Origin of the sequence: Leucobacter muris (assembly GCF_004028235.1) — a bacterium.
Classification (GTDB): domain Bacteria; phylum Actinomycetota; class Actinomycetes; order Actinomycetales; family Microbacteriaceae; genus Leucobacter; species Leucobacter muris.
Genome location: NZ_CP035037.1, coordinates 2,465,275 through 2,491,088, shown reverse-complemented (window position 1 = coordinate 2,491,088; position 25,814 = coordinate 2,465,275). Strand labels below are relative to the sequence as shown.

21 protein-coding genes are annotated in these 25,814 nt (G+C 70.6%); 18 read left to right on the top strand and 3 right to left on the bottom strand.

Annotated elements, in window-relative coordinates; all coding sequences use genetic code 11:
* Positions 1 to 13 precede the first annotated feature (13 nt).
* The 7 genes from Leucomu_RS11630 (at position 14) to infB (ending at position 11,921) form a co-directional block, all read left to right on the top strand.
* The gene (locus Leucomu_RS11630; protein ID WP_228407350.1) at positions 14 to 1,267 is read left to right on the top strand and encodes an IS256 family transposase; all 1,254 of its coding nucleotides are present in this window, start codon (positions 14 to 16) and stop codon (positions 1,265 to 1,267) included.
* Positions 1,268 to 1,402: 135 nt separating this feature from the next.
* The gene (locus Leucomu_RS11625; protein WP_267128420.1) at positions 1,403 to 1,999 is read left to right on the top strand and encodes an alpha/beta hydrolase; all 597 of its coding nucleotides are present in this window, start codon (positions 1,403 to 1,405) and stop codon (positions 1,997 to 1,999) included.
* Positions 2,000 to 2,016: 17 nt separating this feature from the next.
* Complete coding sequence (locus Leucomu_RS11620; RefSeq protein WP_164884549.1) at positions 2,017 to 2,727, top strand: hypothetical protein; 711 nt, start codon at positions 2,017 to 2,019, stop codon at positions 2,725 to 2,727.
* 25 nt (positions 2,728 to 2,752) lie between these two features.
* The gene (locus Leucomu_RS11615) at positions 2,753 to 7,477 is read left to right on the top strand and encodes an FtsK/SpoIIIE domain-containing protein (RefSeq protein WP_128387324.1); all 4,725 of its coding nucleotides are present in this window, start codon (positions 2,753 to 2,755) and stop codon (positions 7,475 to 7,477) included.
* A 66-nt stretch (positions 7,478 to 7,543) separates the two neighbouring features.
* The gene (nusA, locus tag Leucomu_RS11610) at positions 7,544 to 8,539 is read left to right on the top strand and encodes a transcription termination factor NusA (RefSeq protein WP_017883561.1); all 996 of its coding nucleotides are present in this window, start codon (positions 7,544 to 7,546) and stop codon (positions 8,537 to 8,539) included.
* Positions 8,540 to 8,877: 338 nt separating this feature from the next.
* On the top strand, positions 8,878 to 9,135 hold the full coding sequence (locus tag Leucomu_RS11605; RefSeq protein ID WP_081611614.1) for a YlxR family protein: 258 nt from the start codon (positions 8,878 to 8,880) through the stop codon (positions 9,133 to 9,135).
* Positions 9,136 to 9,209: 74 nt separating this feature from the next.
* Positions 9,210 to 11,921 carry a translation initiation factor IF-2 gene (infB, locus tag Leucomu_RS11600; protein ID WP_128387323.1) on the top strand — a complete coding sequence of 904 codons (2,712 nt, stop codon included), beginning with the start codon at positions 9,210 to 9,212 and terminating at the stop codon, positions 11,919 to 11,921.
* A gap of 111 nt (positions 11,922 to 12,032) precedes the next feature.
* Here the strand turns inward: infB and Leucomu_RS11595 are convergent, their stop codons facing one another.
* Together Leucomu_RS11595 and Leucomu_RS11590 are read right to left on the bottom strand one after the other, a co-directional pair.
* Positions 12,033 to 12,443: a VOC family protein gene (locus Leucomu_RS11595; RefSeq protein ID WP_128387322.1), complete on the bottom strand. Its 411-nt coding sequence runs from the start codon at positions 12,441 to 12,443 to the stop codon at positions 12,033 to 12,035.
* 10 nt (positions 12,444 to 12,453) lie between these two features.
* Complete coding sequence (locus Leucomu_RS11590; protein ID WP_017883558.1) at positions 12,454 to 12,897, bottom strand: helix-turn-helix transcriptional regulator; 444 nt, start codon at positions 12,895 to 12,897, stop codon at positions 12,454 to 12,456.
* Positions 12,898 to 13,041: 144 nt separating this feature from the next.
* On the opposite strand from Leucomu_RS11590, the gene rbfA reads away from it, so the two are divergent.
* Entirely contained in the window at positions 13,042 to 13,476 is a 435-nt protein-coding gene (gene rbfA / locus Leucomu_RS11585; protein WP_017883557.1) for a 30S ribosome-binding factor RbfA, read from the top strand.
* A 32-nt stretch (positions 13,477 to 13,508) separates the two neighbouring features.
* On the opposite strand, the gene Leucomu_RS11580 is transcribed toward rbfA, so the two are convergent.
* Positions 13,509 to 14,393 carry an HhH-GPD family protein gene (locus Leucomu_RS11580; protein WP_128387321.1) on the bottom strand — a complete coding sequence of 295 codons (885 nt, stop codon included), beginning with the start codon at positions 14,391 to 14,393 and terminating at the stop codon, positions 13,509 to 13,511.
* Between the two features lie 218 nt (positions 14,394 to 14,611).
* Here Leucomu_RS11580 and truB point away from each other — a divergent pair, with 218 nt between their 5' ends.
* From truB to Leucomu_RS15855, 10 genes are all read left to right on the top strand, one after another.
* The gene (gene truB / locus Leucomu_RS11575; protein ID WP_228407086.1) at positions 14,612 to 15,625 is read left to right on the top strand and encodes a tRNA pseudouridine(55) synthase TruB; all 1,014 of its coding nucleotides are present in this window, start codon (positions 14,612 to 14,614) and stop codon (positions 15,623 to 15,625) included.
* Positions 15,622 to 15,978, top strand: coding sequence for a hypothetical protein (locus Leucomu_RS11570; RefSeq protein WP_128387320.1), 357 nt, complete (start codon positions 15,622 to 15,624; stop codon positions 15,976 to 15,978). The genes truB and Leucomu_RS11570 overlap by 4 nt, the downstream gene beginning before the upstream one ends.
* A 162-nt stretch (positions 15,979 to 16,140) precedes the next feature.
* The gene (locus Leucomu_RS11565; protein WP_017883553.1) at positions 16,141 to 16,449 is read left to right on the top strand and encodes a WhiB family transcriptional regulator; all 309 of its coding nucleotides are present in this window, start codon (positions 16,141 to 16,143) and stop codon (positions 16,447 to 16,449) included.
* Positions 16,450 to 16,611: 162 nt separating this feature from the next.
* Positions 16,612 to 19,683, top strand: a complete 3,072-nt coding sequence (locus Leucomu_RS11560) for a glycosyltransferase family 2 protein (protein WP_128387319.1) — start codon at positions 16,612 to 16,614, stop codon at positions 19,681 to 19,683.
* Complete coding sequence (locus Leucomu_RS11555; RefSeq protein WP_017883552.1) at positions 19,680 to 21,077, top strand: DUF5719 family protein; 1,398 nt, start codon at positions 19,680 to 19,682, stop codon at positions 21,075 to 21,077. The genes Leucomu_RS11560 and Leucomu_RS11555 overlap by 4 nt, the downstream gene beginning before the upstream one ends.
* A 108-nt stretch (positions 21,078 to 21,185) precedes the next feature.
* Complete coding sequence (locus Leucomu_RS11550; RefSeq protein WP_031289854.1) at positions 21,186 to 21,623, top strand: metallopeptidase family protein; 438 nt, start codon at positions 21,186 to 21,188, stop codon at positions 21,621 to 21,623.
* Positions 21,624 to 21,680: 57 nt separating this feature from the next.
* Complete coding sequence (gene mtrA / locus Leucomu_RS11545; protein ID WP_017883550.1) at positions 21,681 to 22,364, top strand: MtrAB system response regulator MtrA; 684 nt, start codon at positions 21,681 to 21,683, stop codon at positions 22,362 to 22,364.
* A gap of 8 nt (positions 22,365 to 22,372) precedes the next feature.
* Positions 22,373 to 24,097, top strand: a complete 1,725-nt coding sequence (gene mtrB / locus Leucomu_RS11540) for an MtrAB system histidine kinase MtrB (protein ID WP_228407085.1) — start codon at positions 22,373 to 22,375, stop codon at positions 24,095 to 24,097.
* On the top strand, positions 24,094 to 25,563 hold the full coding sequence (locus tag Leucomu_RS15860) for a GerMN domain-containing protein (RefSeq protein WP_323368292.1): 1,470 nt from the start codon (positions 24,094 to 24,096) through the stop codon (positions 25,561 to 25,563). The genes mtrB and Leucomu_RS15860 overlap by 4 nt, the downstream gene beginning before the upstream one ends.
* Complete coding sequence (locus tag Leucomu_RS15855) at positions 25,554 to 25,778, top strand: hypothetical protein (RefSeq protein WP_323368291.1); 225 nt, start codon at positions 25,554 to 25,556, stop codon at positions 25,776 to 25,778. The genes Leucomu_RS15860 and Leucomu_RS15855 overlap by 10 nt, the downstream gene beginning before the upstream one ends.
* The last annotated feature ends 36 nt before the right edge of the window (positions 25,779 to 25,814 follow it).

Here is a 25,814-nt window from a genome sequence, read left to right as displayed (position 1 = left end):
TGTTGACGACGAGATGATTGATCCCGTGACCGGGGAGATCATCGATCAGAAAGAACTCGCAGAACGCTTGCTCGCGCAGGCGAAGGAGCAGGGCGTGAGCCTGACGGGGCCGGGCGGCCTGCTCAGCCAGCTCACGAAGAACGTCCTCGAGACCGCGCTGAATGCCGAGTTGACCGAGCACCTCGGCCACGAGCACGGCGGGACCCCAATCGGCGAGAACATGCGTAACGGGACGCGGGTCAAGACGGTGCTGACAGAGATCGGCCCCGTCGAGATCGAAGTCCCGCGAGATCGAGACGGGTCGTTCGAGCCGGTGATCGTCCCCAAGCGGAAACGCCGACTGGACGGCATCGATCAGATCGTTCTGTCCCTTTCCGCTCGGGGGTTGACGACCGGTGAGATCGCTGCGCATTTCGACGAGGTCTATGGGGCGAAGGTCTCCAAGGACACGATCAGCCGGATCACCGAGAAGGTCGCCGGGGAACTCGCCGAATGGTCGAGCAGGCCGTTGGATGCGCTCTACCCGGTGATCTTCGTCGACGCGATCGTGGTGAAGGTCCGTGACGGGCAGGTGAGGAACACCCCGTTCTATGTCGTGATGGGCGTCACCGTGAACGGGGAACGCGACATCCTCGGCATCTGGGCCGGTGACGGTCAGGAGGGTGCGAGGTTCTGGCTGCAGGTGTTCACCGAGCTGAAGAACCGGGGTGTCGAGGACGTGCTCATCGCGGTCTGCGACGGGCTGAAGGGTCTCCCGGAGGCGATCAACACCACTTGGGAGCAAACGGTCGTCCAGCAGTGCATCGTCCATCTGATCCGCAACAGCTTCCGCTACGCCGGGCGGCAACACCGCGACGCGATCGTCCGTTCCCTCAAACCCGTCTACACGGCCCCGTCGGAGCAGGCGGCGAAGGATCGGTTCGAGGAGTTCGCCGCCGAGTGGGGCGGACGGTATCCGGCGATCGTGCAGCTCTGGAAGAACAGCTGGGCGGAGTTCGTGCCGTTCCTCGAGTATGACGTCGAGATCCGGCGGGTGATCTGCACGACCAACGCGATCGAGTCAATCAACGCTCGCTATCGGCGCGCCGTGAGAGCTCGGGGGCACTTTCCCAACGAGGCCGCCGCGCTGAAATGTCTCTACCTCGTGACGCGGTCGCTTGACCCGACTGGCGGCGGAAGGGCACGCTGGGTGATGAGGTGGAAGCCCGCGCTGAACGCGTTCGCGATCACCTTCGCCGGACGGTTCGAGAAAACCACTCACGAATGAAAACCGCCGGATCCCACACACCGTTTATCGGACAGACCCTCGAGTGTCGCCGGGATCGGAAACGGGGTCGACGGTGCCGCGGAGATATTCAAGGAAGCCCGGGACGTCCGCCCCGGCAGCTCCTATGCGGTGGTGATGATGATCGGTTACCGGCCCCCATCCTTCGCGGGAGTGGCATCGATGGCGCGTGCGACCGGGGCCGCGGAGAGCATCGCGAGTTTCCTGGACGGCATTCAAGCGAGCCGCGGCACGAGACGGCGTCCTGTCGAGCAGTTCGCGGTGTTCGCCCACTCCTACGGCTCGACCGCGGTTGCCGAAGCGCTGCAGCACGTCTCGCTGGAGTTCAAGATCGACAGCTTCGTGACATACGGGTCTGCCGGCTTCGCGGCCGATACCACGCTCGACGGCCTGCGGCACGGGATCACAGACACGGGGCACCTCTACGCAACGCACGCAGCGGGAGACGGGCTGGCGCAGCTGCCGATCAAGGCGCAAGCCGGCACAGATGTCTACCTGAGTGACCGGGTCGACCCGCGGCAGCTCGGGGCCGCGGAGTTCTCGGCCGAGGGCGGCAGGGGTGAGAAGCGGACGAATGCTCATGACATGTTCGTGGCAGACGTTGATGAGAAGGGCAGTCCGAGCGAGAAAGTCGGGTATCTGTCGCCCGGGACGAGTTCCGTGAGGGAGATCGCGTCGATTCTTGCGACAGGGAAGTTGAGGAGTGATACATGAGATCGAGAATGGTTCGAGTGGTCGGCGCGGCGGCGGTGCTGCTGTGTCTGGCGGCGTCATCGGGGTGCGTGCGGGCGGAGAAGGAGAACGGGGAGGTCGGCCTGATGCTGACAGGCGAGGTGCGAGACGCGGCGGGGCTCACGCGGTCCGAGGTGGAGCGGATGCCGCTTGCGCAGCAGTTCGCTCTGCTGGGTGAGCGGTATGACCGATCGCAGGATTTATTGGCTGATGCGCAGAAGCAGGTCAGCGAAGACAAATGGCTCTACAACTACCGAGGGATGGCGCCGTCAAACGGGTTGTTTGCACCGACGGGCGCGCTTCCGGGTGCTGGAGGTGAAGACTCCTATTACTTGAGTGCGAGCCGTGCGATTGAACTTGAGGGTGCGATTGGGGAACGGGCCGACCTTGACCGGGTCCTCGCGTATTTCGATGCGCAGGGCTGGGCGTACCAGGTCAACGACGTCGCGGAGTTCCACCACGAGGTGTACGCTGACACGGATGACGGCTACCTGCTCGAGTACCGAGTGCAACCGGGCGGATGGTACGTCATGAAGGTTTCCGCGGGCCCGTTCTGGGGGAGTGACAGTGCACTCCTTGCCGAGCTCGATAAGCGCACGCTCGACGAGGCCTTCGAAGACGAGTTCACGGTCCCGGGGGTGCGGGTGCCGTTCCCCGCGTGGGACGACCCCGTCGTGAACCCGCCGAAGAAGAACCTGAGCGACCGGTAGTGCGCGAGCGGGCGGGGAGCGGGCCGTGAAGCTGAAGGTCTCGGTGTCCCTGCCGCAGGGCAGGGTGCACGATGTCACGCTCTCCTGCGATGTCACGGCGACCGTCGCCGACGTCGCACGATCCCTCATGCGCGCGGGCCTGGGATCGGACCCGCGCCTCGCCGAGATCGCGAACCGCGGGCTCGCACCGATGACACTGCGCGTCACCCGGGGCGGCGAGGCGAGCGCCGTGCTGCTCGACCCTGCGGCCCCGGTGGCGGCCTCCGGATTGCAGTCCGGTCACGTGATCCAGCCGGTGCCTGAATTCGGATCCGCGGGCCCGGCCGAACGGATGATCGAAGCCGCCGCATTCGTCGAGGTGCTGACCGGGGAGCAACGCGGCGTGCAGTTCAGCCTGATCCGCGGCGCGGCCCTCATCGGTCGCGACAGGTCCTGCCGCATCCGACTGCTCGATTCCAGCGTTTCGCGCCGCCACGCCGAGGTGCGCGTCGAACCCGACGGCACGATCGCCGTGACCGACCTCGGATCCGCCAACGGCGTGCTGCTCGCCGATGAGCGCCTCACCTCATGCCGTATCACCAGGCCGACCACTCTGCGCCTGGGCGAGATCGACCTCCGCGTCTTCCCCGGGCAGCCCGGCGCCGCCGAACCGCGACCGCCGGCCCTCTCCCACCGAGTGATGCACACCCGATCGCCCCGCGTCGCGCCTCGTTTTCCGGCGACCGGGCGAACGCTCCCCGCCCCTCCCGCACCGAGCGAGCCCGCGCGGATCCCGATGCTCGCCATGCTCGTCCCCATGCTCATGGGCGGCGCCATGTACGCGATCACCCAGTCCCCGCTGAGCCTCATGATGGTGGCCTTCACGCCCATGATGATGATCGGATCGTGGCTCGACGGCAGGCTCGGAAGCCGCCGCAAGCTCAGGAGTGCGACCACCCGCTTCGAGGAAGACCTGAGCGGGGAGCGCGACGAACTCACCGCTCTGCGCAGGCGTGAGATCGAGGTGCGGGCCGCGGAGACCCCCACCAGCGGTGACGTGCGCGCCGCGATCGAGAACCGCGGCGAGCTGCTCTGGACCCGGCGCCCGGAACATCGATCCTTCCTCGAGCTGCGCTTCGGCGAGGGCGCGCTTCCCAGCCGCACCGGGCTTTCCATGCCAGACCGGGGCGATGCGCCGCATCATCAGTGGCAGCGACTGCAGCAGATTGCGGACGAGTTCGAGCACATCTCACCCGTGCCCGTGCTCGAGCGCTTCGACCGATGCGGGGCGATCGGAGTCTCCGGCGAGAGATACTGGGCCGAGGGAATGGCCGCGTCACTGGTGCTGCAGCTCGCCGGCCTGCACTCGCCGTATGAGCTCGTGCTGGCGTGCTTCGCGGGCGCGCAACACGATGAGACCTGGGGCTGGCTCAAGTGGCTGCCCCATGTCGACCCCGTTGCGAGCCCCATCCGCGGCTGGCAGCTCGCAGACTCGAAGCAGAGCTCCCTCAGCCTGCTCACCGCGCTCGAGGGGGTGCTCGAAACCCGCAAAGCCGCCCGAGGCGCGCGAGCGGGCATACGCTCTCACCTCGATGAGACCACCCGCAACGACGAATCCCACGGCGACGCGGTGACCGAGACGCCCGCGCTGCCGGCGATCGTGGTGCTGGTGCTCGAAGACGGCCTGGTCGATCCCGCGCGCCTCATCGAGATCGCGGAGACCGGCCCCGACCACGGCATCCACATGCTCTGGGCGGCTGCGGATCGCGCCTCCCTGCCCGCGGCCTGTCGCGCCTTCGTCGAGGTCGATCGCGGTGAAGGCCGCGTGCACTTCGTGCGCTCCGGAAACGTGGTGCCGATGTCGCGGCACGAGCACGTCGACTCCGCGCTGGCCCACGACCTCGCCCGGCGGCTCGCCCCCGTCGAGGACACCGCGGCACGCGTGCTCGACGAGAGCGACCTGCCGAGATCGGTGCACCTGCGCGAACTGCACGGCACTGACCTGCTCGGCGGCAGCCTTCCCATCGCTCGGGCCTGGGCGCGAAGCGGCTCCCTCGTATCGGAGTGGCAATCGGGTCGGGATCGCGGCCCCGTCGAACTCACCGCCGTGGTGGGCCAGAGCCCCGACGGGCCCGCGAAGATCGACCTGCGCGCCCACGGCCCGCACGCGCTCGTCGGCGGCACCACGGGCGCCGGCAAGTCGGAGTTCTTGCAGACCTGGATCATGAGCATGGCCGCGAATGTGAGCCCGGATCGCCTCACCTTTCTCCTGGTCGACTACAAGGGCGGAGCCGCGTTCGCCGAGTGCGTGGACCTGCCCCACACCGTCGGGCTCGTTACCGACCTCAGCCCCCACCTCGTGCGTCGCGCGCTCACCTCGCTGCGCGCCGAGCTCCATCACCGTGAAGAACTCCTCGCGGCACGCGGAGCGAAGGATCTCATCTCGATGGAGCGTCGATCCGACGCGGAGGCTCCGCCCGCGCTGGTCATCGTGATCGACGAGTTCGCGGCCCTCGCGAGCGAAGTGCCCGAGTTCGTCGACGGCGTCGTCGACATCGCCCAGCGGGGACGATCCCTCGGGCTCCACCTGATCATGGCCACGCAGCGCCCCGCCGGCGTGATCACGGACAATCTGCGGGCCAACACGAACCTGCGCGTCGCTCTGCGCATGGCCGACGAATCCGACAGCGCCGACGTGATCGGGATGAAAGACGCCGCGTTCTTCGCCGCCGAGACCCCCGGCCGCGGTGCGATCAAGGTCGGCCCCGGCCGCATCGCGCACTTCCAGACCGGCTACCTCGGCGGGCGAGCCTCACGCGAGAGCACATCCGCCGAGATCGAGGTGCGATCCCTCGGCTTCATCGAGAGCGAGCCGTGGAGCATCCCCTCCGAGGCCTCGCTCGCAAGCTCGGCTCGGCCTCAGGCCAGGGACATCGAACGTCTCCGCGACGGCATCGTGGCAGCCTCTCGGCACCTCGGACTCGCCGCGCCTCGCAGACCGTGGCTCGACGAACTCCCTTCCCGGCTGACGCTCGCAGAGCTGCACGCCCGGGCAGACGAAGAGCCCCCGGCTGCTCTCATCGGCCTGCACGACGAACCAGCTGCGCAAGCTCAGCACCCCGTGCACGTCGGCTTCGAAGAAGCCGGCAACATCTCCATCATCGGAGCCGGCGGCACCGGCAAGACTAGCGCGCTCATCACCCTGTCGGCCGCCCTGAGCGCAGCGGCCGGCAGCGACCCGGTGCAGATCTACGCCATCGACGCCGCGGGCGGTTCGCTCGCCACGCTCACACCCCTGCCCACCGTCGGCGCCGTCGCGCCGCTCGCCGACACCGAGCTGACGGGCCGGGTGCTCCGACACCTCAGAGCGCTGATCGCCAGTCGCGGGCCGCGCTACGCGACGGTGCGTGCCGGCGGGCTCGCCGCCTACCGCGAGGCCGTGCCGGACAGCCGCGAACCCCGCGTTTTCCTGCTGGTCGACGGGTTCGCCGCGTTCCGACAGGCCACCGAGACGCTCGGAGGAGCCGAGGCGCCGTTCCAGATGCTCGCCGAGATCATGATGCAGGGCCGCTCGGTCGGCGTGCACGTCGTGCTCACCGGCGACCGACCGTCGGCGATTCCCGCATCGATGAGCGCGAGCCTGCAACGGCAGTTCGTGCTCAGACTGGCGAATCCGCACGACTACGGCGCCCTCGGGGTGCCGGTCGACGCGCTCGAGAACGCTCCCGCGGGGCGGGGGCTGCTCGCGGGAGACGATCGTGAGATCCAGTTCGCGATCGTCGGCGGCCTCGATCTCGCAGAACAGGCCGCCGCGATCGAGCTCCTCGCCGACGAACTGCGCGCCAGCGGAGTCGAACAGGCGCCGCGCGTCGTGAACGCCCCCGAACGCCTGCCGCTCGTCGAACTGCCGGCCACGGCGAGGGGCAGGCCGGTGTTCGGCATCGACGTGCGCACGTTCGATCCGGTCGGTCTGCCGAGCCGCGGTCTCGGGGTCATCGCCGGCCCCAGCGGATCGGGTCTGTCGTTCGCCGCGCTCTGCTGCGTCGGAGCCGTCGAGCGCGCGGCCGCCGAACGGGGGCAGCCCATCGACTGCGCACTGCTCAGCCTCGACGAGAACGGTCTTCGAAGCGGCCGGGCGTGGAACCGCCTCGCCCAGGGCGAGGAAGAGGTGGAGCGGCTCGCGGGGGAGCTCGTCGTCGCCATCGGGGGCCGGAGCCCCGCGCGCGCTCCCTCCTCTGGAGGAGTGCTCCTCGGAGCCGGAGCGCTCGTCGGCGGGGGAGTCATCGGTGCGGGCGGCGGGGGAGGCGGGGCCGAACTCGCCGAGGGCGGCAGCCCCAGCGCAGTCGGGTTCGCGCATGCAGCCGCGGATCGGACTCGAGCAGCCGATGGCCCGCTGGTCTTCCCGAGGGATGGCGCCCAGGGGGTGATCGTCGTCGAGCGCCCCGCCGAGGCCGAGGGCACCGCGGCGCTGCCGCTGCTCGTCGCGCTCGCCAAGGCCGCGCGCAGGGCCGGTGTGCTCGTGCTGTTCGAATTCGAATCGGGTACGGCGAGCGCCGTCTGGGACCTCTTTCACGCACTCAAACAGCCGAAGTGGGGCCTGTCGCTGCAGCTGGATCAGCAGGAGTCGCAGAGCCCGTTCCGCGAGGATCTCGGCCGCGTGAAGCGCGCGGACTTCCCTCCCGGCCGTGGTTTCGCGATCGAGGGCGGGCGCGCGATCCCCGTGCAGGTGGCGATTCCCTGCCCGGTGGACGCATCAGACGAGCTGGGATAAAATCGAGGTTTGATCCGCTGTGCGGATCGATAGCTGAATAGACATTTCAATACTCAAGGAGGCGCCGTGAAGATCGAACTCGTCACGCTGCGACAGATCGAGCGCGAGAAGGAGATCCCCTTCGACGAACTCGTCGAGATCATCGAGCAGGCGATCCAGTCCGCCTACCTGCGTCACGCCGAGAACCAGAACATCCCGGTTCCCCGGGAAGACGAGGTGCGGGTGACGCTTGATCGCAAGAGCGGCGAGATCTCCGTGCTCGTTCCCGAGGTCGACGAGCAGGGCCAGGTCATCGGCGAGGCCTACGTCACCACCGACGAGTTCGGTCGTGTCGCCTCGAGCGCGGCGAAGCAGGTCATCAACCAGCGCCTGCGCGACCTCAGCGACGACGCCGTGCTCGGAACCTTCAAAGACAAGGAAGGCCAGATCGTCTCCGGCGTCGTGCAGCAGGGGCCGAACCCGCGCATGGTGCACGTCGATCTGGGCGAGCTCGAGGCGATCCTGCCTCCCGAGGAGCAGGTGCCGGGTGAGAAGTACCCGCACGGCGCCCGCATCCGCGTGTACGTGACGAGCGTTTCCAAGGGGCTGAAGGGGCCGCAGGTCATCGTGTCGCGCACCCACCCGGGCCTCGTGCGCAAGCTGTTCGAACGGGAGGTTCCCGAGCTCGCCGAGGGCATCGTCGAGATCGTGTCGCTCGCGCGCGAGGCGGGGCACCGCACCAAGGTGGCCGTTCGTGCGAAGCAGCCCGGCATCAACGCCAAGGGCACCTGCATCGGCGAGATGGGCAGCCGCGTGCGAGCGGTGATGAGCGAGCTCGGCGAGGAGAAGATCGACATCGTCGACTACTCGTCGCAGCTGCCCGCGTTCGTCGCGAACGCGCTCTCGCCCGCGAAGGTGACCGACGTGTTCATGCTGAACGAGTCGCTGAAGCAGGTGCGCGCGCTGGTGCCCGACTTCCAGCTGTCGCTCGCGATCGGCAAGGAGGGCCAGAACGCGCGCCTCGCCGCGAAGCTGACGGGCGCGAAGATCGACATCCAGCCCGACTCGATCATGAACGACTGAGAGCGGCGTCGAGGGCCGGATGTCTCGATTCTTGCGCCGGAGCGCTCAGGGAGATCGCGCCAGCGATTTCGTACTCCGGTCGGTGAGCTGTGGCGAGCGCAGAGAGCATCGACATCCAGCCTGCGGGGATCGCTTGAGCAGAAGCGCGCCAGCGGTTCTGCGCGATCCGCGGCGGTGCCACCGCGCCGCTTCATGAACGGCCGAGTTTCGTTCGAGGCTGAGCCCCGGTCCTGCACGGGATCCCCGGGCTCTCCCCGCGTGCGCCGACACGCGGGGAGAGCCCGGGGATCGCTGTGAGCGCAGCACCGAAGGAGAGCGAGAAGTGGGAAGCTGGTAAGATGGATTCGGTTCGGACCTGTGTCGCGTGTCGCAAGCGTGCGTCGCGCGCAGAACTGCTGCGTGTAGTGCTGCACGATGACCGGCTCATTGCCGATGATCGTGCGGTGCTTCCCGGGCGGGGAGCCTGGGTGCATCCCACGGCGCAGTGTCTGGAACGAGCGGTGTCTCGCGGAGCTTTTCCGCGTGCATTGAAGGTGTCGGGCAAGCCTGACACCGGCCCCTTAGAGAACAGGCTGAAAACACTCATGGACAACTAATGAGCGGCTCACAATGAGGCCCGTCCGATAACCAAGGTTCTCGCCTGTCTGGCGTGAACCCAGACAGGAGAAAAGTGGCAAACCCACGCGTACACGAGATCGCTACTGAGATCGGTGTAGATAGCAAGGTCGTGCTGGCCAAGCTGAAGGAGATGGGCGAGTTCGTCAAGGCGCCCTCGTCCGCTATTGCGCCCCCGGTGGCGCGCAAGGTCAAGGCCGCCCTCGAGGCGGATGGCGTGACCAAGAAGAACGACGGTGCGACGGAGCCGAAGCCCGCCGCCAAGAAGCCCGCCGCGCCGAAGCCCGGCCCGAAGCCGGCTCCGAAGGCTGAGGAGCCCGAGGCTCCCGCTGCCGAGGAGTCGAAGAAGTCCGCGGCGCCGAAGACCGAGGCCGCCCCGAAGTCGAGCGCTGCGGCTGCTCCGACGCCGGGCAGCTCGCCGAAGCCCGGTGCGAAGCCGGCTGCTGCGCCCAAGGCGGGCGCCAAGCCCGCCCCCAAGCCCGCGGGCCCCCGTCCCGGCAACAACCCGTTCGCGTCGAGCCAGGGCATGGGCATCCCGCGCCCGCCCCGCCCGGGCAACAACCCGTTCTCGCCCAACCAGGGCATGAATCGCGGCGGCGCCGGCCGCCCCAACCCCGGAAACATCCCCCGGCCCGCTCCGCGCCCGCAGGGCGCAGGTGCCGGCGCAGGCGCGGGTCGTCCCGGCGGCGCAGGCCGTCCGGGCGGCGGACGCCCGGGCGGCGGCGGTGGCGGCTTCAACCGTCCCGGCGGCGGCACCGGCCCCGGCACCGGCTTCGGCGGTCCCCGTCCCGGCGGCGGCTTCGCCGGTCGCGGTCGCGGTGGTCGCGGCGCCGGCACCGCGGGTGCGTTCGGTCGCGGCGGCTCCAAGAGCAAGGCGCGCAAGTCGAAGCGGGCGAAGCGGCAAGAGTTCGAGATGCGGCAGGCACCGTCGATCGGCGGCGTGCAGGTTCCTCGCGGCGACGGCAACACGCCGATCCGTCTGCGTCGCGGTGCATCGCTCTCCGACTTCGCCGACAAGATCGATACGAGTGCGTCGAACCTCGTGACGATCCTCTTCCACCTCGGTGAGATGGCGACCGCCACGGAGTCGCTCGACGAGGCGACCTTCGAGATCCTCGGTGACGAGCTGGGCTACAAGATCCAGATCGTCTCGCCCGAGGACGAGGATCGCGAGCTGCTCGAAGGCTTCGACATCGACATCGAGGGCGAGCTCGAGGATGAGGGCGACGAGGTGCTGCAGGCGCGGCCCCCGGTGGTCACCGTCATGGGTCACGTCGATCACGGCAAGACCCGTCTGCTCGACGCGATCCGCAAGGCGGACGTGGGCGGCGGAGAGGCCGGCGGCATCACCCAGCACATCGGCGCCTACCAGGTGCACACCATGCACGACGGCATCGATCGCGCGCTGACCTTCATCGATACCCCGGGTCACGAGGCGTTCACCGCCATGCGCGCCCGTGGTGCGCAGGTGACCGACATCGCGATCCTCGTGGTCGCGGCCGACGACGGCATCATGCCCCAGACGATCGAGGCTCTGAACCACGCGCAGTCGGCGAACGTGCCGATCGTGGTCGCGGTGAACAAGATCGACAAGGAGGGGGCGAGCCCCGACAAGGTGCGCCAGCAGCTCACCGAGTTCGGCCTCGTGGCCGAGGAGTGGGGCGGCGACGTGATGTTCGTCGATGTCTCGGCGAAGAACAACATCGGCATCACCGATCTGCTCGACGCCGTGCTGCTCACCGCCGACGCGGGCCTCGACCTGCGCGCGAACCCCGACAAGGACGCGCGAGGCGTCGCGATCGAGGCGAAGCTCGACAAGGGGCGCGGCTCGGTCGCGACCGTGCTCATCCAGTCGGGTACGCTGCGCGTCGGCGACGCGATCGTGGCGGGCACCGCCTACGGTCGTGTGCGTGCGATGAGCGACGAGAACGGCGATGCCGTGGTCGAGGCGCTGCCCTCGCGCCCCGTGCAGGTGCAGGGCCTGTCGAGCGTGCCGCGCGCCGGTGACAACTTCATCGTCACCTCCGAGGACCGCACCGCCCGTCAGATCGCCGAGAAGCGCGAGGCGGCTGAGCGCAACGCCCAGCTGGCCAAGGCTCGTAAGCGCATCAGCCTCGAGGACTTCACGAAGGCCCTCGAGGACGGCAAGGTCGAGTCGCTCAACCTCATCATCAAGGGCGACGTGTCGGGTGCCGTGGAGGCGCTCGAGGAGTCGCTCATGAAGATCGAGGTCGACGAGTCGGTGCAGCTGCGCATTCTGCACCGCGGTGTCGGCGCGATCACCGAGTCGGACGTGGACCTGGCGACGATCGACAACGCGATCGTGCTCGGCTTCAACGTGCGGCCGGACGTCAAGGCTCGCGAGCGCGCCGCGCGCGAGGGCATCGACATCCGCTTCTACAACGTCATCTACAACGCGCTGGACGACATCGAGAACTCGCTCAAGGGCCTGCTCAAGCCCGAGTACGAAGAGGTCCAGTCGGGTGTCGCCGAGATCCGCGAGGTGTTCCGCTCCTCGAAGTTCGGCAACATCGCGGGTGTCATCGTGCGCAGCGGTACGATCACGCGCAACGCGAAGGCGCGCGTGATCCGCGAGGGCGTCGTGATCGCCGATGGCCTCGCCATCGAGTCGCTGCGCCGCTTCAAGGACGACGTCACCGAGGTGAAGACGGACTTCGAGGCCGGTATCGGCCTCGGCAAGTACAACGACATCCAGATCGGCGACGAGATCGAGACCACTGAGATGGTGGAGAAGCCGCGCGCGTAGCGAGCGGTTCCCGCGAGAAGGGGGCGGGGAGGATCGGCACTGCTCCCCGCCCCCTTCTCCGTTGCGCCCGCCGCGCAGTGGATCCTGCGTCGTTCGGACGGGCGTCCTCGCTCAGCCCAGCTGCTGCACGCGGACGGTGTTGCCGGCCGGGTCGCGGAACGCGAAGTCACGGGTGCCCCAGTCCTGGTCCATGGGCTCCTGGAGCACGTCGACGCCCGACGCCTCGACCTTCTCGAACAGCTGCTGCAGCTCATCGGTGGCGAAGACGATCGAGGCGTAGGCGCCCTTGGCGACCAGCTCGCGCACCACGCGGCGCTCGTCGTCGGTGAGGCCGGGGTCGATGGCGGGCGGCGTGAGCACGATCGAGGTGTCGGGCTGGCCGGCGGGGCCGACCGTGATCCACCGCATGTCCTCGTATCCGACGTCGTTGCGGACTTCGAATCCGAGCACGTCGCGGTAGAACGCGAGGGAGGCCTCGGGATCGGTGTGGGGCAGGAACGTGACGTGAATGTTGATCTTCATGCCGGTCACGCTACTCGCCGGTCGGGCGCGAGACTTCTCGATTCCTGACCGGTTTCGTGGCGCGCATGGTGATGATGCCGGGCAGCCCGGTGAGGGGCGGGCCGCCCTCGCGCCGGTATCGCCCGGGCGGCATGCCCACGAGCTCGGTGAATCGGGTGGTGAACGTGCCGAGGGAGCCGTAGCCGACGGCGAAGCACACGTCGGTGACGCTGAGGTCTCCGCGCCGCAGCAGGGTCATGGCGCGCTCGATGCGGCGGGTCATGAGGTAGCTGTAGGGGGATTCGCCGTACGCCGCTTTGAACTCGCGGCTCAGATGACCCGCCGAGAATCCGACGCCCCGCGCGAGCGATTCGACGTCGAGCGGGCTCGCGTATTCGCGGTCGATGCGATCCCGCACCCTCCTCAGCAGCGTGAGGTCGTGCAGTCGCCGATCCTCGTCGTTCGCTCTGCTCACGGGTCCATCTTCCCGGATCGAGGGCGGTCTACGCGATCCCGTGGTGGAGGGCTGGAGCCATGACGAGGGAGGCGCGAGCGTGAGCTCGCCGGGAGGGGGCGTCGCGGTGCAGTGCCTGTCGGAGGCTGGCGGTAGGCTTGGGGCATGAGCAATCCCAGGGCCGGCAAGGTGGCAGAGCGCATCCAACAGATCATCGCGCGCAGGCTGGAGAAGGGGCTGCGGGATCCGCGTCTCGGCTTCGTCACCATCACCGATGTGCGCGTGACGGGCGATCTGCAGCAGGCGAGCGTGTTCTACACGGTGTACGGCGACGAGCAGGAGCAGGCGGACTCGGCGGCGGCCCTGAAGGCCGCCACGGGCATGCTGCGCACCGAGGTGGGCAAGCAGCTCGGCACGCGACTCACCCCGAGCCTCGAGTTCATCCACGACGAGCTGCCCGAGAGCGCGCAGCACCTCAACGAGCTGCTGGCCGAGGCGAAGCGGCGCGACGAGGAGGCGGCGGCGCTCGCGGCCGGCGCGAAGTACGCGGGCGAGGCCGACCCGTACGTGAAACCCCGCGAGGACGACGAGGACGACTGAGCTGAGGCGGCCTCGCTCTTCCGCGGTCGGGATCAGGGCAGACGCACGCCGTCCCCGAACTCGACCACGAGCCCGTCGGCGATGAGCGAGTCGTAAGCGCGGCGGGGCTGTTCGGGATCGCGCCCCCCGCCCTCGGCCGCCGCCGCGAGGACGTCCTCGACCGAGACCGGGGCGTCCGCTCTGCGCAGCAGCGCCATGATCCGACCGCGCACCTGACGGTCGCTCCCCTCGAACTTCGCCTGGCGCGGCCGTTTGGCGGGCGCGTTATCGGGGTATCCGGCGCCCCGCCACTCGCACCACTGCGCGACGGGGCATGCATCGCAGCGGGGCGCGCGGGCGGTGCAGACGACCGCGCCGAGCTCCATCGCGGCGGCGTTGAAGACGGCGGCCTCGGCGGGGTCGTCGGGCAGCAGCAGCTCCATGTCGACGAGGTCGCGCGGCGAGGGCATGCCGGCGGCGGCCGTTCCGTGCAGCAGTCTGGCGAGCACGCGCCGCGTGTTGGTGTCGACCACGGGGTGGCGCTCGCCGAAGGCGAAGGCGGCGACGGCGCGCGCCGTGTAGGGGCCGATGCCGGTGAGGGCGAGCAGCTGCTCGACGTCCGCCGGCACGCGGTCGCCGTGCTGCTGCGCGATCTCGACGGCGGCTCGGTGCAGCCACAGTGCGCGGCGGGGGTAGCCGAGGCGATCCCACGCGCGCACCGCCTCACCCGGCTCCTCCGCGGCGAGAGCCGAGGGGGCGGGCCAGCGCTCGATCCACGCCGTCCACCGCGGCAGCACCCGCTCGACCTGGGTCTGCTGCAGCATGAACTCGGAGACGAGGATGGCCCACGGCGTCGCGTCCTCGGCGCGCCAGGGCAGGTCTCGCGCGGTGCGCGCGTACCAGGCGTTCAGCTCGCGCGCGATCGCTGTTGTGTCCACCCGCTCAGCCTAGCGAGGCGCCGCCCGAGGCCGGGCGCGAGGACGCTCCCTCGCAGGGTGGGCCGAAGGCACTCCCGACGAAGCCCGGCGATTGGATCGGCCCGGCTTCGTCTCATGAAGACGCCGCGAAACGGCCTGCTCGGGAGGAGAAAGCTGGGCGGATCGGCCGGGTGCGGGATGGGTCAGGGGCGGGGCGCGCCCCTCGGTAGGCTGGTGGCGTGACGAACGACCCCCGGAGTGCTCCCGCCGTGCTGCCCCCGCAGGGCGCGATCCTGCTGATCGACAAGGCGGAGGGGTGGACGAGCCACGACGTCGTCGCGAAGGCGCGTCGGGCGCTCGGCACGCGCAAGGTGGGGCACGCGGGCACGCTCGACCCGATGGCGACGGGGCTGCTGGTGCTCGGCGCGGGCCCCGCGACCCGGCTGCTCACCCACCTGGTCGGCCTCGACAAGACCTACACGGCGACGATCCGTCTCGGGTCCGCGACGGTCACCGACGATCGCGAGGGGGAGACGCTGAGCATCGCCGATCCCGGGGCGGTGGTGTCGCTCGCGGCCGATCCGGCCCGCATCGCGGCTGCCGTGGCCGATCTCACCGGCGAGATCGAGCAGGCGCCGAGCGCCGTGAGCGCGATCAAAGTCGACGGACGCCGCGCCTACGACCGGGTGCGGGCGGGCGAGCAGGTCGAGCTGCGGAAGCGCCCGGTGACGGTCCACGCGTTCGAGCTCGGCGAGCCGCGCCCCGGCGTCGCGACGGGCGCGGACGGCGCGGAGCACCCGGTGATCGACATCGAGGCCACCGTGCAGTGCTCGTCGGGCACCTACATCAGGGCGCTCGCCCGCGACCTGGGCTCCGCGCTCGGCGTGGGCGGCCACCTCACGGGGCTGCGGCGCACCGAGGTCGGGCCCTTCTCGGTGATGGGCGTCACGTCCACGGAGCAGCTGGTGGAGGGGCGGATCGGCGCGCTCGCCGAGCCCGCCGAAGTGGCGACGGCGCTGTTCCCCGAGCTGCGGCTGACCGCCGAGCAGGCCGTCGACCTGGGGCACGGCAAGCGGGTGGAGGTGGATCCCGAGACGCAGCCCGATGCGAAGCTCGCCGCGGCCGTAGCGCCCGACGGGCGTCTGGTGGGCCTGGTCGAGGTGAAGCAGGGGCGCACGCGGGTCGTGACGAACTTCCCCACGCCCGACGCGGGCGCGCCGGGCGGCGTTCGGGAAGGGGAGGGCTCGGCATGATCCTCTGGTACGCCGTCGTCACCATCGTGGTCGCGCTCGCGGGCGCGTCGCTGTGCCTGATCGCGGCCCTGCGCAAGCGGGGCCCGGACGACTTCACGATGGGCGCCACGCTGCTCGTCGCGCTGCTGCTGCTCGTTCAGATCGTGATCTCGATCGTCGCTCCGTTCACCGGCAATTCGGCGACGGGCGACCCGCTCGAGTTCTGGATGTACCTCGTCGTCGCGTTCCTGCTGCCCCCTGGCGCGGGCTTCTGGGCGCTGGTGGATCGCACCCGCTGGGCCAATCTGGTGCTCTCGGTCGTGCACCTGGCGGTCGCGGTGATGGTCTACCGGATGCTCGTGATCTGGGGTTAGGGCTTGCCCGACGAAGCACATTTGCGACACGCTGGCGTGTCTTCGACCCTCAAGCGGTTCTTGAGGGTTTAAACTTCCCGGCTTGACTTGAACGAATCACACCGATGTAATTGTGAGGTATCAGCGCACACTCGGTGCTCGGAGCAGAGGAAAGGAGCGGCAGTGTCGGATCAGTCGCAGACCCCCGTTCCGGGAAACTGGTTCGTAGATCCCGTGTTCCTCGGCGTGCCGGGGGTTCGCAGCGACGACGAACTGCTCGCCTGGCAGACCGACGCCCTCTGCGCGCAGACCGACCCCGAGGCCTTCTTCCCCGAGAAGGGCGGCTCGACCCGCGAGGCGAAGCGCATCTGCGAGAGCTGCGAGGTGCGCTCGGAGTGCCTCGACTACGCCCTCGAGAACGACGAGCGCTTCGGCATCTGGGGCGGCCTCTCCGAGCGCGAGCGCCGCAAGCTGCGCCGCGAAGCCGGCTGAGCCCACTCGCCGACGCACGGGATCGAGTCGCTCGCTCGGTTCTTTTTTCATGCCGCCGGGAGCGGGGGCTTTCGCGGGATGCGACGACGGCTGCTGCTTTTAGTGCCGTGCCGGGCATGGCGTCAGGGAGCGATGGCGATCCGCGCCTAGACTGAGCGCGATATGCGTACGAGAGTAACCGCCATTCTGGTCGCCCAGCGGGGCGGAGAGTGGCTCGACCAGACCATCGCCGGGATCGCGGGCCAGACCGTGGCGCCGGCCGCGATCGTCGCCGTGAACAACGGGGGCGCGCAGCGGGTCGGCGAGCAGCTCATGCACAGCGGCGCCGAGCGGGTGGTCGGCCTCTCATCGCGGCTCCCGTTCGGGCAGGCTGTCGCGCGCGGCGTGCAGACCGTGCCGCTCGAGGCCGGCGTCGACGACTGGATCTGGCTGCTCAGCGAGGACGCCTGCCCAGAACCGCAGGCGCTCGAGCACATCCTCAGCAGTGTGCAGCGCGCGCCCTCCGTGGTGGTGGCCGGACCGAAGCTCGTCGACTGGGACCACCCCGAGCGCATCATCGAGCTCGGCCAGAGCCTCACGCGCTACGGCTCGCGGTGGACGCTGCGTCGGCAGGAGCTCGATCAGCAGCAGTACGACCACATGCAGGACGTGCTGGGCGTGGGCCCCGTCGGCATGCTCGTGCGCCGCGACGTCTGGGAGCAGCTCGGCGGCTTCGATCCCGCGCTGCCCGTGTACGACGACGGGCTCGACTTCTGCGTGCGCGCCCGCCTCGCCGGTCACCGCGTCGAGGTCGCCCCGGCCTCTCGAGTGCGCTTCGCGCAGAGCGGCGTGGCCGGCCCCCACCTCGACCGCCGCCGCTCGGTGCTGCGCGCCGCGCACCGTCAGGCGCGCACCTCGCAGCTGCACCGCCGCATCTCGTACGCCCCCGCGCCGGTCGCGTTCTTCGAGTGGCTCGGGCTGCCCGTCTACGCGGTGCTGCGGGTGCTGTGGGCGCTGATCCGCGAGCAGCCCGGTTACATGCTGGGCGAGTTCGTGGCCGCGTTCGCCGTCTTCTTCCGCCCGCACTCGATCGTCGCGTCGCGGCGCCGCATCCGCAGGCACTCTTCGGCCGGGTGGCCCGCGATCCGGCAGCTCAGGATCGATCCGAAGAGCGTGCGCACCGCCCGCATGATCGACCGCGAGGCGATCCTCGCGTCCTCCGGCCGGCAGAGGCGCGAGCTGCACTTCATCTCGAGCGGCGGGCTCGCGGTGCTCGCGGCGGCGGCGGTCGCCGCGATCGCCCTCACCTGGTGGGCCTTCCCGCAGACCAGCCTGGCCGGGGGCGGTCTCGCGCCCCTGAGCGAGATCGACCAGCTGTGGTGGAACACCCGGCCCCTCGGCGGCGTGCCCGCCGACCCGTTCACCTGGGTGCTCGCGCTGCTCGGCACGCTCACCTTCTGGAACCCCTCGCACGCGCTCGTGCTGCTCATGATCGCGGCGATCCCGCTCACCGCGCTCGGGGCCTGGATCTGGGCCGCCCAGCTCACCGAGTCGCGCGCCGCGCGCGTGCTGCTGAGCCTCGGCTTCGCCCTAAGCCCCGTGCTGCTCGGCTCGCTCGATGCGGGGCGGCTGCCCACCCTCGTGCTCGCGATCGTGCTGCCGTGGCTGCTGCTCGCGGCGACCCGCTGCCGCGAGTCGTGGAGCTGGGCCGGCACCGCGTCGCTGCTCGCCGCCGTCGCCCTCGCCGCGGCTCCGATCCTGATCCCCGCCGCGCTCGTGCTGGTGGTGGTGGGGCTCTTCACGACTCTGCGTGGCGCGGCGCGCGTGCTCACCACGGCGCTCATGCCGGCGGTGCTGTTCGCCCCGAAGATCGTCTACGCGCTCGTGAACGGCCGCCCGCTCGATCTGCTGCGCGACCCGGGTGTGGTCGCCCCCTTCGACGCGGGCACCACCTGGCACCTGCTGCTCGGCTTCCCCGAGTTCGGACTCGAGGGGTGGGCCGGCATCCTCGACGGGATCGGTCTCGGCGGGCCGCCCGCCACGCTGCTCGTCGGGGTGCTCATGGCGCCCATCGCTCTGCTCGCCCTGCTCGGGCTCTTCACGGGCCGCGTCGCCATCACCGTGCTGAACTCGGTGCTGGGCGGTCTGGGCATGGCGACCGCGATCGCGGCGGCGCAGCTGCACCTCACCGTCACGGGCGATCAGAGCGTCGCCGTGTGGACCGGTTCGGGGCTGGCCGTGTACTGGATCGCGGTGCTGAGCCTCGCGGCGATGGGAGCCACCACGCTTCGGCGCGGCGCCGCACCCGTGGTGGCGGTGGGTCTCGTGGCGGCGGTGCTCGCGGTGGTGCCCGTCGCCGGCAACCTGCTGTTGAATCGTGTGCCCTTCGTGCCCGCCAGCGCCCAGATGCCCGCGCTCGTGCAGGCCGCGGGCGAGAGCGATCCCGACGTGCGCACCCTCGTGCTCACCCCCGAGGCGGCCCACAGCGTGCGCGCCGAGCTGGTGACGGGCAGCGGGTCGCGCCTCGACCGCATCCGCTCGTCGCTCGCCTCGCCCGAGGAGACGGCGGCCGATCGCGACCTTGCCGAGGTGGTCGGCGGGCTCGCCAGCGTCGGCGGCCCCGATATGCGCGAGCGGCTGCAGGACGAGGGCATCGGTTTCGTGCTGCTCGTGAACGGCGGCAGCGACCTCGAGCGGGCCGAGCTGCAGCGCGTGTTCGACCAGCACGCCTCGCTCGCGAGCGCGGGCCTGACCGAGCAGGGGCTGCTGTGGCGGGTCGCGGATCCCGAATCCGTCTCCGATGCTCAGGGCGACGCGGGTACGAGGCTCGGCGGCACCTCGCTGACGGGGCAGACGATCTGGGGCATCCAGCTCGTCGTGCTGCTCGGGATGGTGCTGCTCGCGCTGCCGACCGGTGAGGTGACCTACCGTCCCGAGCGGCGCAAGCGGCCGAGCCGGCGAGCCGTGAAGCGGGCGGGGACGTCTGCGCCCGCAGCCCCGGGAACGGCGGCGGGCGCTGCCCCGGTGCTCCCGGGCGCACCGGGCGCTCCGACGGAGGCCCCGTCGGAGGCGGCGCCGAGCGATCCCGACCCCGGCGCCCGGCACGGGAGCGAGGACACGGCATCCGCAGCCCGCTGGCTGCCCGCGTCCGAACACCCCGACCCCGAGCATCCCGCACCCGAGCGCCCCCGAGCTGGGCATCCCGCGCCCGAGGCCGACAGCCCCGAGCACCCCGAGAACGGAGGCCCGCGATGAGCGATCGTTCCCGCATGCTGCGCGGCGGCGCCCGAGCCGCGACCGGTCTCGTGGTGGTGGGCGTGTGCGCCTCGGCGGTGCTGCTGCTCGGTCAGGTCGAGCTGCCCGGCGTCGAGCGGGAGCCCGTCGCGGTGACCGTCGACAGCGCCCAGAACACCGCCCGCAACCTGGTCTGCGCCGGCCCCTTCGCCGAGCTGGGAGCCGACCCCGCACGGCCCGGCGTCGCCGTGCCCACGGGGTCACCCGGTGTCGTGATCTCCGGGGAGCCCGCCGAGACGAGGGGCCTCGAGCGGGCCGAGGGCGGCGAGTCGCCGCCCCTCGTGCTGTCGGCCCCCGTGGAGGAGCTGATCGGGGCCGCGCAGATTCAGGCCGTGAGCACCGAGGGTCTGAGCGGCGCGGCCGCGAGCGCCTGCGCCGAACCGCTGAACGAACAGTGGCTGCTGGGCGGTTCGACCGCCCTGGGCGTCTCCACGACGCTCAGCCTGGGCAACCCCGGATCGGTGCCGGCCACCGTGCAGATCAGCGTCTACGACGAGGCCGGGCCCGTCGACGCCGTGCAGACGGCGGGCGTGCTCGTCGCCGCCGGTGCCGAGCAGACCGTCTCGCTGAACGGCTACGCCCCGGAGCGCGAGCGGCTCGCCGTGCGCGTCATCAGCACGGGCGCGCCGGTCACCGCGAGCCTCGGAGTGGGGCAGACGTCGGGCATCTCGCCCTTCGCCGTGTCGTCGGTGACCCGTCAGCTCGAGCCCGAGACCCAGCTGGTGCTGCCGGGCGTCGCCAACCGGAGCGACCACGGGCACGGCCCGAGCGACTCGGGCGAGGGCGACGACTTCCCCGTGGTGGTGCGCGCGCTCGCACCGGCGGGCGAGGAGGGCGCCGCCCGCGTGCGCGCCGTCGATGCGGATGGCCGCAGCGTCGACCTCGGCGAGATCGCACTCGCCGATTCGGCGGTCGGCGAGCTGGTCGTGCCGCACTGGCCCGAGGAGGCCGAAGCGGTGATCGTCGAGGCCGATGCTCCGGTCGTCGCGGCCGCGCTCGGCTCGGCGACCGACGAGGACGGGCACGACTATGAGTGGTTCGCGCCCGCGCCGACCACGACTGCCGATCTGCCTGTAGCGGTCCCCGTTGTGGGCGGCGGGCAGCTGGTGGTCGTCAACCCCGGTTCTGAGGAGGCTGAGCTCGTGATCGAGAGCGCCGACGGCAGCGGCAAGCCCCGCGAGCAGAAGCTGCCGGCCGGGGCGGCCGCCGTGGTGCGCGCCCCGGCAGAGGCGCGACTCACGAGCTCGGTGCCCGTGCACGCGGGCGTGCGCTATGTGAGCGGCGGAACGATCGCGGGCTACCCGATCCTCGCCCCGGACCCCCGCGACGGCGAGATCACGGTCTACACCCGCTAGCCGATCGCCTTCCGCCGGGTCATACGTCGTGGGAGGCGATCGCCGCGCCTGGGATGGGGCGGGGCCGCGGCGCGCGGCGAGGCGTGCGCCCACGCGTAGACTGGGCTCATGTTCCGTCGCGAGCGCAAGCCCTCAGCCCCCGAGCGGGTGCAGCGACGCCACGGGCGGCGGTCGATGCGCTCTTCGCTCACCGGCCCCGGTCTGGCCGATCCGAACGCCCGCGCGCTGCGCTTCGAGATCGATGCGCGAGGCGCGGTCGAGCTGCTGCAGTCGCAGTTCCCCGACGAGCTGCGCGGGGTGCAGATCGGCTTTCAGACGGCGCCCACCGGCCGCGGCGAGAGCCGGTTCCCGCTCTTCTACTCGATCGACCGGGGGGCGCGCACGATCATCATGTACCGCATGCCGATCCAGCGGGCGCGCGGGCTGCACGTCGAGGACGACGAGCACCGGCGCTACTTCGTGGAGCACTGCGTGTACCAGGCGGTCTGCGAGTACCTCGGGCGCGAGCCCTGGGAGCTGCTGCCGGGCCGCTTCGACCACTACTGAACAGCGGGCGTCGCCGCAATCCGGCGACTGGGAGCCTGAGCAGCCATAATGGGAAACATGAGCGCGCGCATCCTGGTGGTTGACGATGACAGGGCCCTGGCCGAGATGCTCGGCATGGTGCTGCAGGGCGAGGGCTTCGTCACGGAGTTCTCGGTCGACGGCGCCGAAGCGGTCGAGAAGTTCCGCGAGATGCGCCCCGACCTGGTGCTGCTCGACGTGATGCTGCCCGGCCTCGACGGCATCGAGGTCGCCGAGAAGATCCGCGCCGAGTCGGGCACGCCCATCATCATGCTCACCGCGCGCACCGACACCCGCGACGTGGTGAGGGGCCTCGAGGCCGGCGCCGACGACTACGTGGTCAAGCCCTTCAACCCGGCCGAGCTGATCGCCCGAATCCGCGCCCGCCTGCGCGAGCCGCAGCAGGACGCGGTCGAGACGCTGCGCATCGGCGACCTCACGATCGACGTCTCGGCCCACGAGGTGCGCCGCGGCTCGCAGCCGATCCCGCTGACCCCGCTCGAGTTCGACCTGCTCGCGATCCTCGCCCGCAAGCCCCAGCAGGTGTTCACCCGCGAGGTGCTGCTCGAGAAGGTGTGGGGCTACCAGTACAAGGCCGACACCCGACTCGTCAACGTGCACGTGCAGCGGCTGCGGGCGAAGATCGAGCAGGATCCCGATCACCCGACCATCGTCACGACCGTGCGCGGCGTCGGCTACCGCGCGGGCGCGCCCGTCGAATAGGGGTGCCCGTGCCCACCCTCCGAGCGCACCGGGGGCGACCGCCCCGGGGACGGTCGCGCCCGGGGATCGCGCTGCGGCGCCTGCGACTCCGCTGGGTCAAGCTGACGCAGCCGGTGCTCGGCCCCTTCCGGGCGCGCTGGCGGCGCTCGCTCATGCTGCGCACCATGACCATCACGGGCATGGTGACGGGCTTCATCATCTTCGTGGCCGGCGTGTTCATCCTGACGAGCATCAGCGATGATCTCTACTCGTCGCGTCGAGATCAGGCCCTGCAGGATTCGGCGCGCGCCACGCTCGCGGCGCAGCGCCAGATCGACGCCTCCGATGCCTCGGATCGCGGCGGGCTCGTGCAGCTCGCCGCCTCGGTGCGCAGAACCGTGCAGGACACGTCGGCGAGCCAGCTCGTGTATCTGCGCCGGCAGCCCGGGCAGCCCGCGTACCCCGAGGCGCCGCCCTCGGCGGCGACGAGCGTCATGCTGCGCGAGGCGGTGAGCGCCGACCTCAGCAGGGCCGTCGGCGACGGAAGCCCGCCCCAGCACTGGCAGGCCGTGACCTTCCACGGCGACGACGGTTCGCAGTCCGCGGGCATCGTCGTCGGATCCACCCTCGTGTTCCCCGCCGAGGCGGGCAGCTACGACCTCTTCATCGGCTACAACCTCGCCGACACGCAGGACACATTGAGCTTCGTGCAGCGCACGCTGCTGATCACCGCGGCGGCGATGATGGCGTTCATCGGCATCCTGGTGTGGATCATGTCACGCATCGTGTTCCGACCGATCCGCGCCGCCGCCGACACGAGCCGCCGCCTTGCGGCAGGCGAGAGCGACGCCCGCATGCCCTGGCAGAACGACGAGCACTTCGACGCGCTCTCGGACGGCTTCAACGACATGGCCGACACGCTGCAGGCCCGCATCCACGAACTCGACCACCTCTCGGAGATGCAGCAGCGCTTCGTGTCGGACGTGTCGCACGAGCTGCGCACCCCGCTCACCACGATCAGGCTCGCGAGCGAGGTGCTGCAGGGCGGCGCCGAGGGCCTCGGCCCCGGCCAGCAGCGCGCCGTCGAGGTGCTCGGCGCGCAGGTGGAGCGCTTCGAGTCGCTGCTCGGCGATCTGCTCGAGATCTCGCGCTACGACGCGGGGCGGGTGACCCTCGACACCGAGCCGAGCAATCTCGTCTCGCTCGCGCACGAGGTCGTCGACGGGCTGCAGCCCCTGTCGGAGAGTCTCATCGAGGTGCGCCCGCTGGGAGGCTACGCGCCCGTCGAGGTCGACGCCCGCCGCATCCGCCGCATCGTGTCGAACCTCGTCGGCAACGCGATCGAGCACGGCGAGGGGCGGCCGATCGTGGTGACGATCGACTCGAACGCGGCAGCGATCTCGATCGCGGTGCGCGACTGGGGAGTGGGCATGAGACCCGAGGACGTCGAGCACGTGTTCGACCGGTTCTGGCGCGCGTATCCCTCGCGCAAGCGCACCCTCGGCGGCACGGGCCTCGGGCTCGCGATCGCGCAGGAGGACGCCGCGGTGCACGGCGGCATCCTCGAGGCCTGGTCGAGGCCGGGGGAGGGATCGAACTTCAGGCTCACTCTGCCGCGGGGCGACGCCATCACGAGCTTCATGTCGCCGCTGCCGCTCGTGCCGGACGACGTCGAGACCGATCTCGGCGATCCTCAGAAGACGGGCGGGTGGCTGCGGCGGCCCGGCAGGCGCATTCGGAAGGAGCGGCGATGACTCGGCGATCGAACGGATGGCGCTCGGCGGCCGCGCTCGCCGCCGCGGTGCTGCTGCTGAGCGGCTGCGCGGCGATCCCCTCGACGGGGCCCGTGCAGCCGGGCCTCACCAATCTGCAGCAGGCCGATCAGACCTGGCAGAACATCCCTTCGGGCCCGTCTCCGGGCGCCAGCCAGAAAGACGTGGTGCGCGGCTTCGTCGAGGCCGCCTCGTCGAGCTCCGAGGACTACGCTGTGGCGCGCGAGTTCCTGGCGCCCGAGTACGCGGGCCAGTGGGATCCGCACCTCGGCGTGCTCATCGACGACGGCAGCCGGCCGTACCGGGCCGACGGCGAGACGGCGGGCGTGCTTTCGCTCGCCGCGGTCGCGAAGGTCGACGAGACCGGTATCATGCTGCCGGTGCAGCCGGGCCCGACCACCGACATGCGGTTCGAGTTCGAACAGGTCGGCGGCGAGTGGCGCATCTCGTCGGCGCCCGCCGGCATCATCCTCGACAGCACCACGTTCACCTCGATCTGGTCGCCGAGGCAGCTGTACTTCGTGGGACCGGGCGGCATGCTCGTGCCCGACACGCGCTGGTTCCTGAACCGCTCCTCGCTGCCGACCGCGATCGTGAGCGCGCTTCTCGCCGGCCCCTCGGATCGTCTGCGCGAGTCGGTGCACAGCGGCTTCCCGTCCGGCACGGCTCTCGTCTCGAACACCGTGCCGGTGGTCGACGGCAAGGCGCGGATCGACCTGACCGGCACGCTGCTGCAGGGCGGTCAGACCGCGCTCTCCGAGGTCTACCAGCAGCTGCGCACGAGCCTGCAGACGGTGGCCGACGTCAACGGCTTCGACCTGTACGTCGACGGCGTGCAGACCCAGATTCCGGCCGACGGCTCGGGGCCGGGCGTGCTGAGCGAGGTGTACGAGCCGTCGGTGCTGGTCGACGGCCGCTTCGGCACGCTGATGGCGGGCGACTTCAAGGAGAGCACCGGGTTCGTCGAGACCCTGCCGGGGTACGACCCGGACGCGGTGACGCTCTCGCTCGACGGCGAGACGGCGGCCATGCTGAACGACGAGGGCGTGACGCGAGTCGACGCGGCGGGGCGGGTGCTCGTCGACGCCCGCGACGGCCTGATCGAGCCGGGGGTCGATGTCTTCGGCTACGTCTGGACCGTGCAGAGATCGACCGCTCAGCAGCTGCAGGTGTGTGTGTGGGGAGGGGGGCCGACGGCTCGTCGGCGTGGATCGCCGCACCGTGGCTGGCCGGTCGGGAGCCCGTGGCGGTGCGCATCTCGCCGGAGGGGGCGAGGATCGCCGCCCTCGTTCCCAGCGACTCCGGCAGCCAGGTGCTCGTGGCCGGCGTGGTGCGCGACGAGAACGGCGCGCCCGTCGCCACGAGCGAGGAGGCCGACGTGCAGATGTGGGCCGCAGGGGAGCCCGTGGACCTCGATTGGGTCGGCCAGACGGGGTTCGTGGCGCTGACGCGGGCCGACGGCACCAGCCGGGTCACGGTGGGCGGCCCCGGCCGCTTCAGCGTGGAGCAGGGCGGCGCCATCCCCGGCGGTGCGCAGGTCTCGGGCGGGGGCAGCCGCACCCAGTTGCGGGTGCTCGGCGAGAACGGCGACCTCTTCGCCGCGCAGAACAGCGGATGGCAGCGCCTGGACGAGAATGTGAAGCTGCTGGCGAAACGGGGCTGAGACACCCGGGCGGGCTCCGAGCCCGGGGGCGGCTGA